The organism is Succinimonas amylolytica DSM 2873, from assembly GCF_000378405.1.
GTDB classification, from domain to species: Bacteria; Pseudomonadota; Gammaproteobacteria; order Enterobacterales; family Succinivibrionaceae; genus Succinimonas; species Succinimonas amylolytica.
Genome location: NZ_KB899638.1, coordinates 245121 through 257570, shown reverse-complemented (window position 1 = coordinate 257570; position 12450 = coordinate 245121). Strand labels below are relative to the sequence as shown.

At 43.7% G+C, this 12450-nt stretch carries 13 protein-coding genes and 1 pseudogene; 12 read left to right on the top strand and 2 right to left on the bottom strand.

Annotated elements, in window-relative coordinates; translation table 11 throughout:
• The first annotated feature begins 520 nt into the window (after positions 1–520).
• The 11 genes from F557_RS0113850 to F557_RS0113800 all read left to right on the top strand — a co-directional run bounded on the left by F557_RS0113850 (position 521) and on the right by F557_RS0113800 (position 10787).
• Positions 521–1057, top strand: coding sequence for a helix-turn-helix domain-containing protein (locus tag F557_RS0113850; RefSeq protein ID WP_019002819.1), 537 nt, complete (start codon positions 521–523; stop codon positions 1055–1057).
• A gap of 67 nt (positions 1058–1124) precedes the next feature.
• Positions 1125–2075, top strand: coding sequence for a P-type conjugative transfer ATPase TrbB (trbB, locus tag F557_RS0113845; protein ID WP_026297931.1), 951 nt, complete (start codon positions 1125–1127; stop codon positions 2073–2075).
• Positions 2076–2119: 44 nt separating this feature from the next.
• Positions 2120–2479 carry a TrbC/VirB2 family protein gene (locus tag F557_RS20140; protein ID WP_019002817.1) on the top strand — a complete coding sequence of 120 codons (360 nt, stop codon included), beginning with the start codon at positions 2120–2122 and terminating at the stop codon, positions 2477–2479.
• Positions 2480–2495: 16 nt separating this feature from the next.
• Positions 2496–2849: a conjugal transfer protein TrbD gene (gene trbD, locus F557_RS20135; protein WP_019002816.1), complete on the top strand. Its 354-nt coding sequence runs from the start codon at positions 2496–2498 to the stop codon at positions 2847–2849.
• Entirely contained in the window at positions 2846–5389 is a 2544-nt protein-coding gene (locus tag F557_RS0113830) for a VirB4 family type IV secretion/conjugal transfer ATPase (protein WP_019002815.1), read from the top strand. Before trbD ends, F557_RS0113830 begins: the two co-directional genes overlap by 4 nt.
• Positions 5382–6104, top strand: coding sequence for a VirB8/TrbF family protein (locus F557_RS0113825; protein ID WP_019002814.1), 723 nt, complete (start codon positions 5382–5384; stop codon positions 6102–6104). Before F557_RS0113830 ends, F557_RS0113825 begins: the two co-directional genes overlap by 8 nt.
• Positions 6105–6113: 9 nt before the next feature.
• A complete protein-coding gene (trbG, locus tag F557_RS0113820) occupies positions 6114–7007 on the top strand; it encodes a P-type conjugative transfer protein TrbG (RefSeq protein WP_019002813.1) in 894 nt (297 codons plus the stop codon).
• 2 nt (positions 7008–7009) lie between these two features.
• The gene (locus F557_RS0113815) at positions 7010–7465 is read left to right on the top strand and encodes a hypothetical protein (RefSeq protein ID WP_019002812.1); all 456 of its coding nucleotides are present in this window, start codon (positions 7010–7012) and stop codon (positions 7463–7465) included.
• Positions 7466–7468: 3 nt separating this feature from the next.
• Positions 7469–8869 (top strand): TrbI/VirB10 family protein, encoded by a 1401-nt coding sequence (locus F557_RS21445; protein ID WP_019002811.1) that lies wholly within the window; start codon positions 7469–7471, stop codon positions 8867–8869.
• 3 nt (positions 8870–8872) lie between these two features.
• Positions 8873–9631 carry a TrbJ/VirB5 family protein gene (locus F557_RS0113805; RefSeq protein WP_019002810.1) on the top strand — a complete coding sequence of 253 codons (759 nt, stop codon included), beginning with the start codon at positions 8873–8875 and terminating at the stop codon, positions 9629–9631.
• Entirely contained in the window at positions 9612–10787 is a 1176-nt protein-coding gene (locus F557_RS0113800; protein ID WP_019002809.1) for a type IV secretion system protein, read from the top strand. The genes F557_RS0113805 and F557_RS0113800 overlap by 20 nt, the downstream gene beginning before the upstream one ends.
• Positions 10788–11432: 645 nt before the next feature.
• On the opposite strand, the gene F557_RS0113795 is transcribed toward F557_RS0113800, so the two are convergent.
• Together F557_RS0113795 and F557_RS23695 are read right to left on the bottom strand one after the other, a co-directional pair.
• Positions 11433–11822 carry a tetratricopeptide repeat protein gene (locus F557_RS0113795; protein WP_019002808.1) on the bottom strand — a complete coding sequence of 130 codons (390 nt, stop codon included), beginning with the start codon at positions 11820–11822 and terminating at the stop codon, positions 11433–11435.
• 123 nt (positions 11823–11945) lie between these two features.
• Positions 11946–12005: pseudogene (locus F557_RS23695) on the bottom strand (hypothetical protein); the annotation flags it as partial.
• A 121-nt stretch (positions 12006–12126) separates the two neighbouring features.
• Between F557_RS23695 and F557_RS22750 the strand changes: the two are divergent.
• On the top strand, positions 12127–12450 hold a 324-nt coding region (locus F557_RS22750; RefSeq protein ID WP_211209573.1), incomplete at its 3' end, for a hypothetical protein.

The following is a 12450-nucleotide window of genomic DNA, read 5'->3' as shown; positions in this document are numbered from 1 at the left end:
GGGAAAACCGGGAAAACCGGGAAAACCGGGAAAACCGGGAAAACCGGGAAAACCGGGAAAACCGGGAAAACCGGGAAAACCGGGAAAACCGGGAATTCTGAATACAGGTCGCAATCCCCCTTTTTGCCCTTCTTGTTTACATAATATCCATTATGCGATCATGTGACACTCTTAACATAGTAGAACCAGAGCCACCTTCTTTTAAAAATTTCAGGCTCTCACTGGTTCGCCGGTCAGCCGGGCAGGCATTTCCCTGTCTTTCTCTTTACATCATTTGCCTATAAATCAGATCTCCAAAGCTTACTCCGGCGGATAGCACTGTGTGGCTATGCTTCCCCGTTCGTTGACCACAACCCAAGCTGCTGACAGAGAACAACAACACTATCTCCAAGCTGCCAGTTTTTCGAGGCTCAGGCGTTTGCTAATGAAAGTCTCCATTGACAACACCAAATATGCTATACTTATGTCTGTTCTCTTGTCAATTTTTTTTAGGAATTATTTAACTTTTTTTTGGTGGACTATGGAAAACGAGGAAGAAAAGGCAGAAAAGGTCAGTACCCCGTATCATGACTTTCTGGTGGAACGAATTAAGGATCTGCTTCATGAAAGACGTATGTCGCTGGACGAAATCTGCAATAAGTCCGGCGTGTCCAGAAGCTACCTCGGCAGAGTGATAGCTAAAACGTCAGTGCCGTCCCTGACCGTTGTGTCTCAGCTTGCCGAGGGGTTTGATCTCCCTCTTTGCGAACTCCTGAATATGCCCGAAACATTCCAGTTAGGCGTTAAGGCTGGTTTCAAACGTGTTATGCTCGTTGTGCCCGAAGATTTTGACGAGAGAAAAGCTGAATCTGGCGAGTATCAGGAAGCGGAAACTGCATACCAGAATCAGCAGAAAAACGATTCCCATACAGCTCAGCCTAACGATTTTATGGCCGTTCAGCGTGAGAATGCCCAGTATATCCTCCTGTCTAAGATACTTGAATCTCAGTACCGTGAAGAGACTGCAATTAATAAACTTCAGTGTCTTATTACTAATTCCCAGAAGAATAAATCTTAAATTTTAATTGCCAATATGCCCAATGTGTTTTACTCTATTATAGAGAATTTGCACATTGGGCTTTTTTATGGCAGATGAGATAGTAAAAAACAGAACAATAGACCAGATAAGGCGTTCATTGGGATCGGAACTTTCTAATTTGTTAGAAAGGAGCGATACCGTTGAACTTATGCTTAATCCTGATGCTAAGTTATGGATCGAACGTCTTGGATCTGCTCCCTGTTATACCGGAATTACTATATCCCCGGCTAAGGCATTGCAAATATTGCAGACTATTGCCTCATTTCATGGTCGTGTCGTTAATTCTGAACACCCTATTCTAGAATGCGAGCTGCCCCTTGACGGTTCCCGTTTTGCGGGGCAGATCCCGCCCTGCGTTGCCGCTCCCTCTTTCACTATCCGCAAAAAAGCCATTGCCGTTTTCACTCTTGATGATTATGTCGCTTCAAACATCATGACTGAACGGCAGAAAGAAATCATTCTCGATGCTGTTGCCCGCCACAAGAATATTCTGGTTATCGGCGGTACTGGATCAGGCAAAACTACCCTCATAAACGCCATTATTCAGGCGATGGTCGTCAACAATCCCCTGGAACGTGTGGTGATTATTGAGGATACCGGAGAGATCCAATGCACCGCTCAGAACTATGTGCAGTTTCATACCGCCCCTAATGTCTCCATGTCCGCCCTTCTGAAAACCACGCTTCGCATGAGGCCGGATCGCATACTTGTCGGTGAAGTCCGGGGAGCTGAAGCTCTTGATCTTCTCATGGCCTGGAATACCGGCCACGAGGGCGGTTCTGCCACTGTTCACGCAAATAATCCCCGTGCCGCCCTTGATCGGGTCGCAATGATGGTCTCTATGGCACGAGATTACCCAAAACCCATTGAGCCGCTCATTGCTGAAGTCTGTTCGTTCATTGTCCACATAGGACGAGTGGACGGTTCCCGAAAAGTTAAATCTATCCTCCGTGTTGATGGTTACCGGAATGGCGATTACATCACCACGGAACTTTAAACCTAGCTAACAAAACAACAATCTTTAACTGAAGGAGATTAAAAATGAAGAAATCTGTTGTTGCCCTGTTTGCCGCCCTGCTGGCTCTTTGTTTTGCCGAGCCAGCGTTTGCAACGTCATTGCCCTGGGAGGATGGTCTCACATCAATAAAAGAATCCCTCACAGGCCCGGTTGCTACTGCCCTTGCAATTGTAGGTATGGTGGGAGCTGGAGCTATGCTGATTTTTGGCGGTGAAATTTCGGGATTTCTCAAGAGTCTTTGCTATATGGTGCTTGTTGTGGCGTTCCTTATTTCCGGTTCGTCCTTGCTCGAAGTGTTTACCGGCGGCAAAAAGCCCTCTACTACCGGTGCGGTAATTACATACGTTATACCCGCTCAGTCTCATGAGCTCGTTCTGATCTAGTTCCCGGGAGGCGGTTATGTCAATTCCGATTCATCGTTCCTGCAACCGGATACCTGAATTTCTCGGCGGTGATCGAGAGATAGTATTGTCAGCAATGCTCATAGCCGCCATTTTTCTATTCATTGTTCCCTCTCTAGAGAGGATCGCTTTTGGCATTTCGTTATTTGCCTTCTCCTTGTTTGCAGCTCGTCTGATGAGAAAGTCTGATCCTCTTATGAAAAACATCTACTTAAAACAGCGTGCATATCAGTCTTATTACCCGGCTTTGGCTACGCCCTTCGTCCGGGAATCTCAGTCATTAACTGATATGTTTAAGAATCTGCCCAGAGCATTAAAGATTAAGTTATCAGGGAAGCAACGCAAAAAATGATTGAGATGTATTACGGCATGATTATCTTGTTTGCCGTTGTCGGGCTTTTAATGCTCGCTGTTCTTGCAAGTCTGATTTATGCCACCTCTTCCTCTGTGAGACTTAGCACTCACAGATCACGTCAAAAGGGCTTTTCGGAGCTTCTTAACTATGCCGCCCTTGTAGATGATGGAATAATCCTCGGCAAAGACGGCAGTTTGTCTGCATCGTATTATTACCACTGTTCCGATGCTGATTCTTCCTCGCAGGCTGAAAAAGACAAGTTTGCGAATTACATAAACAGTGCTGTCCTTTCCCTTGGAAATGGATGGATCTTTCATATTGATGCTGTCCGGGAGGAGGCAAAAAAATATGAAGATCCGGAACGTTCCTTTTTTGGAGATCGCATTACCAGAGCAATTGACGAAGAACGGCGGCGTTACTTCACAAAAAAGGGACTCATGTTTGAGTCTTATTTCGTCTTAACAGTTACTTTTCTGCCGCCTGCCCTGACAACACAGAAATTCATTGAGCTGATGTATGTCGATACGGCAAAAGGAAAAGTCAGCAGGGCTGATGAAATTCTGAATAAATTCAAACAGGATCTGCAAGTGCTTGAAAGCCGTCTTGAGCTTGCTATTCCTGAGCTGACCAGACTTCATGCTTACGAATCTGCTGATGATACCGGCAAAACTGAATACTATGATGATCAGCTCGCTTATATCAATTTCTGTATTTCCGGTACATTGTCTCCGGTACGCCTCCCGGAAAATCCGATATTTTTAGATTCAGTTCTCGGTGGCCGTGAGTTTTGGAAAGGAATCATCCCGAAACTTGGAGACAAGTTTATACAGTGCGTTGCGATTGACGGCTTTCCGTTAGAAAGCTATGCAGGTATTCTCAATTCCCTCGCCAATCTCTCTTGTTCCTGCCGCTGGAGTACCAGATTTATATTCCTTGATCAGCATGTTGCATTGGCAGAAATCAAGAAGCACCGCAGAGTATGGAAGCAGAAGGAGCGAGGGCTTATCGCTCAGTTGTTTAATCTGCCCACGACAAATATCAATCAGGATGCCGTTGCAATGACTGCTGACGCTGATGAATTTGCAGCAGAAATCAATTCAAATCTTGCGGGAGCCGGTTACTACACATCGGTTATAGTGCTCATGCACAAAGACAGGCAAGTTCTGAAGAATGAAGCTTTGGAGGTTGCTAAAAACATAAACCGACTCGGATTTAACGCACGGATTGAAACGATAAACAATGTTGAGGCATATCTCGGCAGCCTGCCGACAAACGGCGTTGCCAATCTCCGCAGGCCGTTAATCAATACGCTGAATTTTTCGCATTTCATTCCGTCCTCTTCGCCCTGGGCAGGTGAAAATTTTGCTCCGTGCCCTTTTTATCCAAAAGAATCTCCGGTGCTAATGCACTGCGTTACTTCCGGAGGAACGCCCTTCCGGCTAAACCTCCATTATGGGGATCTCGGTCATACGTTCATCCTCGGCCCGACAGGATCAGGAAAAAGCACCCTGCTGGCTACGCTGGCTGCTCAATTCAGACGTTACCCGGAGATAACGATCTACTGTTTCGATAAAGGCATGTCAATGTACGCATTATGCGAGGCCGTTGGCGGTTGCCACTATGAGATAGCCGCCGATGATTCCGAGCTGAGATTCTGCCCCTTGCAGTATCTTGACACACCTGCAGAACGTTCCTGGGCTGCCGAGTGGGTAAGTTCCATATTTGAGCTTAACAACCTTCAGCTAACGCCTGAACAGCATACTGAAATCTCTTCTGCCGTTGCTGTCATGCACGAAAATGGAGAGAGAACTCTTACAGCTCTGTATAACGCCCTTCAGGATCTCACGCTACGGGAAGCTCTTAATGACTACATAGGCAATTCTACCGGAGGAAATATACTCGATGCCGATGAAGATTCGCTTGCTCTAAGCTCTTTCACGGTATTCGAGATGGAAGAACTGATGAATCTTAATGATCGTTTCAAGATACCGGTTCTGCTTTATCTCTTCAGAAGAATACAAAACGCCCTTTCCGGACAGCCTGCGATAATTATGCTTGATGAGGCTTGGCTCATGCTGGCAAACCCTGTTTTCCGTGAAAAGATCCGGGAATGGCTGAAAGTTCTCAGAAAAGCTAACTGTGCTGTCATTATGGCCACACAGTCTATCCAAGACGCACAGGATTCCGGGATTCTGGGTGTTATAAACGAATCCTGCCCTACTAAGATTTTCCTGCCGAATACCACGGCAAAAGACAATGAGCAGGTTCGTGAAATGTATCACTCGCTTGGTCTCAGCGATACGCAAATAGGCATCATCGCAAATGCCGTCCCCAAACGTGAGTATTACTTTGTAAATCCCCACGGCAAAAGGCTTTTCAGCCTCGCCCTGGAGAAACTCGCCCTTTCATTTGTTGCCGTTTCAGACAAGAAAACAATCAGGCAGATAAAGGAGCTGAAAGCAAAATATAACGATTTATGGCCGGAAAAGTACCTGCTGACCAAAGGCATCAATTTGGAGAATTATCTGAATGTTTAAAAAAATCAAAGTTCAGGAAACGGAGAACGATGTTCCTGAAACCGCTTCTAACCAAAATCCGTATTTGTCCGCCAGGAGAACATGGAATGACTACATCAGCGGACAGGTTGCCCAGAGAAAACTGTGGCAGATCGTTGCCTTTGCCTCGCTCATGAGCACAGTCCTTGCTGTTGCAGGGCTGATATATCATGCCAGTCAAAACAAGTTTGTGCCTTACGTTATCCAGGTAGATAACCTCGGACGTGTTGAGTTTAAAGAGGTTCTCGTCCCAGTAAAGCACAACGATCCTCGAATCATCAATCTCATGATCGGGGATTTTGTAACAAACTCCCGGACTGTTGTATTTGACGGTCAAATGCAGCGAAAACTCATTGATTCCGTTTATGCCAAGCTGCTCTCTGAAGATCCGGCATGGCAGAAAATGACGGATATGTTTGCTCCGAAAAACAAGGAAAATTCGATAATGGAGCTTACTAAAAGCATCTCCAGAAATGTGCAGGTGTATTCAATCCTCCCCATCACGAATGAAACCTATGGCGTTGAATGGAACGAAGTTACCCGTGATACGTCCGGCAAAATCATATCAGACAAGATCTACAAAGGCACTGTGCAGATCAAGTTCGTTGATAACGCCAAAGCCAATTTTGAAGCCCTGATGAAAAACCCCATAGGGCTTTACGTTAAAGATTTCTCATACCAGAAGATTACACACTAAGGTGGCACTATGAAAAATAACAAGATTCTGCTGTCTCTGCTGACAGCTCTTCCTCTTTCTGCCGTTGTTCCGTCATATGCGGTTGACGATATGGATATTTACGTTGAGGAAGCCCAAGATCCCGAATTGGACAGTAACGAGATCAAGGCGTTGGCCTTGTCTCACAAAATCGAGGGCAGGCAGGGCATCCCTCCTTCAGAGGGAGAGAATGGCTATGTTGTTTACGTTTACGGCTCGCAAAAGCCCTCGGTAGTCTGTGCCCCTATGCGTATTTGCGATATTTCATTGCAACCTGGAGAGGTTGTTTCATCAGTATTTCTCGGTGATTCTGTCCGCTGGGAAACTCAGCCCGGGATTGTCGGAGAGGGGTATTCCGCTGTTGAGCATATTCTCATCAAGCCCTTGGATGTCGGACTTAAGACAAACATGGTGCTTACCACTAACCGCAGAATTTACCACATTAACCTCGTATCTACCCGCAGTCAGTTCATGCCGCAGGTGAGCTTTGTCTATCCTGAAGAAGCCCTGGCAAAATTCAAAGCTAAGCAGGATCGGAAAGCGGCAGAAAAAGAACGGAACACCTTGCCCTCCGGAGACTACCTCGCCAATTTGGATTTTAAGTACCAGATTACGGGAGATACCTCCGTTGCATGGTCTCCGGCTCGTGTCTATAACGATGGCCGTAAAACAGTAATTGAGATGCCACAGGAAATTAAAGCCTCGGAAGCTCCGGCTTTTCTTGTTACAAGATTCTCCAAAGATGCCAATGATGTGGAGCAGCTCGTTAACTATCGTATTTCTGATGGCCGTTACGTCATAGACGCTGTTTTTTATGAAGGCGAGCTGATCGCCGGTGTCGGCACTAACCAGAAGAAAGTGATTGTCAGGAGACTGGGAGACTGATTATGAAAACTACCGCCATTGCCGGATTCGTGCTTTCTGCCGCCCTGCTGTGTGCCGGATGTGCCACAACGGCCACAAACGGTACTTATATTGAGAATTCCGGTTATAACTATCGCTATATTACGTATATCACTGATGATGCAGTGAGCAAGATTACTCAGGTATTGCCGCCTGCCAAAACGCAGCTCAACCTCGCCAATGCCGATACATTATCGGACAAGGATCTTTTCGGGAAGTCTCTTATAAACGGCCTCCGTCAACACGGATTTGCGGCCACAACCGGGATACCTGATACGGATTCTTCTTTTCTGCCGTTAACTTACGCCCTCTCAAACCTTGATACGCCGAACAATTTCCACGTTGTCATTAACATTGGAAATTACCAGTTTTCAAGGCTTTACAGAGCTGACAAAGCAGGAAATATCCTTCCTGCTACGATGTGGACTGTGAGGAGGTAATAAATGACTGATAACAACAACGATACTTCTGCTCCCGTATCTCCTGATGATGAAAGCCCGGATTCAGGCGTTAAGAAACTCTCCCAAGTACCGACAATAATAGCTTGTGTTGCAGGTGCGTGCATCCTCGGTTTCATCTTCTTTTCGGTGATGCAAAAAAAGGCCGCACAATACGCTGTGGCTGAAGAAGAGGAACAAATTACTAGAGCTGCCACTGATTCAGAACTTAATTCCCAGAGTGCGACACAGGAAAAGATCCTTGCGGGGATCGATTATGGTATTTCCGCTCCTGCCGTTCCTGAAAAAACGGAACTTCCGCCCACAACAATACGGACAGAGGGGGAGAAAACGATAGAGCTTGATAATGGTCAAGGGCGTATCCCGGAACGGATACAGACTATCCCGGCAAATGATCCCATTATGCAAATGGAAGCCGATCCCCGTATTGCAGATTTTGCCCGCCAGAGGACTTTGCTTTTCAAGCAGGCAATAAAAGCTCCTATGAGCGTTGAAGGAATATCAGCCAAGGATTCGATGGAGTATCGCAAGAAAACGGCTGCCAATTTGCCTCCAAAGCCTGATGAAAATGCTTCATACGAAGAAAAAATGGCTTACTACAATGCTGTCCAGGCACAGATACGCCAGAAGCAGAATCAGAGCGGAGCCGGTTCTTATGAAGATAAGGTAAGGATCGCAAAATCAATGCTGGGCATTGAAGATGATACCCCCTCTTCTTCTGCCGTTTCCGTTTCGCCTGCACAGCAAGCCGCAAAAGGCTCCCGGGACTGGGATCTGCATGAAGGAGTACAAAAGTCAAAAGGCTCTCTCATCATCTCAACGGGATTCGTTATCCCGGGAATTATGATAAGCGGCATCAATTCAGATCTGCCCAACTCAATCATCGCTCAGGTATCACAGAATGTTTATGATTCGCTTACAGGACAAAACTTGCTGATACCGCAAGGCACTCGGATTTTTGGGACGTTCGCAAGTCAGATCAAATATGGGCAGGAGAGAGTTTTTGTTGTCTGGGACAGACTGATTTTCCCAAACGGCGAAACCCTCACACTTGAAAAAATGCCCGGTTCTGATGTTTCGGGGTATTCCGGTTTTACTGATCAGGTAAACAACCATTTCTGGAAGCTCTTCAAACACGCATTCTTGCTTTCTATAGTCTCTGGTGTTGTTTCATATTCAGAGCATCACTACGACAAACATGACGGTAATGATCAAACGGCTTCTGGCGCAATGGCTGAATCTTTCGGGCAGCAAATGGGAGCAACCACGACCAAAATCATCGAGAAGCATTTGGATATACAGCCGACACTTGAGATCCGTCCCGGCTATCAATTCAATATTATCGTCAACAAAGACATTAGATTTTCCCGTGCATACAGGAGATAAAAAATGACAACACAGAAAAAGACATTGCTGGCTGTTGCATTTGCTATTACAGCCACCCTATCATCGCCCTCTTATGCCGGTTTTCCGGTTGTTGATGTTCCAGGCGTCACGCAGCAACTAATTGCTTATCTGAAGCAGATAGAACAGCTTGATGCTCAGCTCAATACGTATTACAACGAGATCGAACAATTAAAAAGAATTGAAGTTCCGGGACTATCAATTATCAAACGTATAAATGCCGATATTGAGGCATACAAAAAAACGGCAGGACGATACAATGAACTTGTAGGTAAATATAACTCTCTTGCAGACGCATTGAAACAGTTTCAGCTTGTTGATGCTACTTTAAATGGTAAGTGTGCAAAAGGTAATACTTGTTCAGAAGATGATGTTATTGCGTTAAATAGCAGAAAAGTAGAACTTATAAAAAGTCTGAATAACATGATGGACGAATCACTGAAGGCTAACACTGAAGATTCTGCTGAAAATCTCCAGAAAGATTATGACAGACTTAGCGAATTGACAGATCCTAATGCTAATCCGCAAACACAAGGTGAACTGCTTGCAAAACTGTTGGAAATGGAAGCGTTTAATGCTGAACTAAATATAAAACTTAGGGAACAGCTTTCCAAAAATCAAGCTCAAAATCTAATGATAAAGAAATATGAACAGCAATTTGAACAAGGCGGTGCATTGAGAGAGATTGGTGTTAATCAATCAGTAACAAAACAAGGTATAAATAATGAAAGTAATAAAGAGTAATACAAGTGGAATTATCATAACATTACTTGTGGTGTTACTGTGTAATCAGCAGGTTTTTGCTAACGATGATTTGTCAAATATTGATCTTAATCAATTTGGAAATATACTTGATATTATTGAGGCAAAAATCTCAAAAGTAGGTAATAAAGTTTCTGAAAATGCTGCTAATTTATTATTGATGTTGGCTTTTTTTAATCTATTTATACTAGGAGTAAAGCAATTATTTAAAGGAGCAAATTTTCAGGAATTAATACTGGAAGTTGTGAAATTTATTCTTGTAATTGGATTCTTTATGTTTGTCATAGAACAAGGGCCTACTACATTTATTTCCGCAACTGAACAATTTATAGGAATGACAACTACAACAGCAACGGCAGGAACAACATCAGTTTATGGTTTTGTACAATTGCTGTTTGATAAAACATCAATGTTCATGTTTACTGCGTTGTTGCACGTAGAAAATGCTACATCTTGGGGAGTTCCGCAGCCATCAGTCTTGCTTGCGGCACTGGTTATAATTATCACAGGTTTAATTGTTCTCGCAATAGCAATAAACATGATTATAACAATGATTCAATCATGGTTTGTTCTAACTGCCGGTATGTTTGCTGTTGGTTTTGGCGGTTTATCATTTACGAATCAGTACGCAATGAACTATCTTAAAAGTTTTATAGTTTTTGGAGTACAATTAATGTCATTAGCATTTATTGGCACTGTTGTGATTGAAATATGTGATCAAATATCCAATTATATGCAATATAATCCAGTAACTAAGACAGCAAAAATGCTTAATCTTGCTGAACTATGTTCTATCATGAGTATCATGCTGATCCTATTCTTTTGTTCTTTTGCCGTACCACATGCAATAACAGGATTAATTGAAGGTGGAAGCCAGGCAAGTAAAACCATCTCTTCATGGGTAATGACAACAATGATAGCAAAAGCCGTTACATCCTCTGTTGGAAAAGGAGTTATCAGTGGTATTACAGGAGGCACTGGAGCACTTGCGATAGGTGCTGCAAAACTTGCGTCTAATTACATTAAAGGGCAACAAACAGATATTGAGTTAGGTGGTATGAAAGGTGGTATTCAATCATCGGATAAAAACAAAAAAGCATCAGATAACAATCCAATAAGAGAAAGATCTAAGGCCTAAAATAAGAAAACAGAGAGAGTTGACCTAATTCAGTTAACGGGCAAAAAGCATAAGAACATAAATCTTATAACTGAAACAACGATTCGTGATAGATTATTCCTTGAGAAGATAGGATACAGCGGGCAGATGAAAATAGGTTAAAAAATTTTGTAGATTTCGATAACTTTAACAGATATTCATCAGCCTACTTTCAGGTTATAATTGTAGCTGGGCCGACAGCCACAAACTGCCGACTCTTTTATTGCCTACACTCCTAACTTCATACCTCAAAGCATTATCCCAGTCAGCTATCCACACTAGCCGCTTCTTGCCGTTCCGTCTGCAGATGTCAACGCACAGATCTGCCAATGCGGAATACACCTTCGACTTCATGGCATAAGGCTCGGTCAGATCAGAGGCGCTCTCGATGATAACAAAAACTTACATGTACTGTAATCTGTTAGGAACTATCTCAAAATAAAATGTAATTCTTGCGAATGATATTTTCCCTATACTATGTTACACTTTTGATGATGTGTACATAGGAGCGGATTAAAAAGAGAGTCACGAAATACCTCAAAGACTGGGCACAACCTCACTTAATTTCCAATCTAAACCCGAGCATCCCGTCTTCTGGTACCGATGATAGTCCTATCTTCATGCAGCTTATTTCATCTGTAAATAGACACATGCTGGGGAATGGCCTTTTTTGCAGGCCTTTGAATAATACTTTTTGGCCTTTGACTGATTGGCTATTGACTTGTCAAATTTATAGCAGGTAGCAACATCATAGCAGCCTTTAGCGCTGTTGTATTTGTCGCATGCTCTCTCATAATATTCCAAGGCACCTTTGCAAGTCGATCCTCTGAATATCCCAAAGATCTTTTCGCCCTGGTTCTCGCAGTCACTGGCACTGTTACAATCAACGCCGAACTTCAAAAAAAAAGTACAACTTTTTGGCTCTCCTGCAGCACACCCCTTCCCAAAGTATTCTTTAGCCGTTTGAAGGTTCTTATTGACACCTCTTCCCATGTGATAGAGACCTCCAGCAATCATGCATCCAGTTCCATCCTTCAGGCTGCAAGCTTTTTCAACGTATATTATTGATTTCTGGTAATCATGTTCCTGGTAGTAAAGATATCCGAGCTGGGTGCACCCTATGGGATCAATCAGTTTGCACGCTTTTTCAAAATATATTTTTGCCTGCTGGTTGTCCTGTTTTACACCTTCTCCATTGATGTAAAGAAAACGTATTAGGTCTTAAACCCCCATTTCAAGGCTTCAGGGATTCTTGACAAAAGTGCTGGTGAATCCGTACTATACCGCACACAAAAATCGTGGCATGCTGAAGGGAATTGCAATGGAAGTAAAGATTACAAATAGCGCACTTCCAATCAATCAGCACGATACCGATTCTGCCAAATCGGATCCTCTTTACGCACTGATCGAAAAATTTACATTAACCATTCAAGAGCAGAATACAGTCATTCAGGGGCTGAAGACAACTATTCAAGAGTTGAGATCCGATACTCAAGAGCAGAAAGTAGCCTTTCAAAATCAAACCCAAAAAGTAGAAGAACTGGAAAACAGGATCAGCGAGCTCATGGATTCACTTGAGAAGAAAGAATCCGAACTTTCAGAAAGCAAAGAACTCGTTAAGACCCTGAAAACGCTCCTGTCTTCC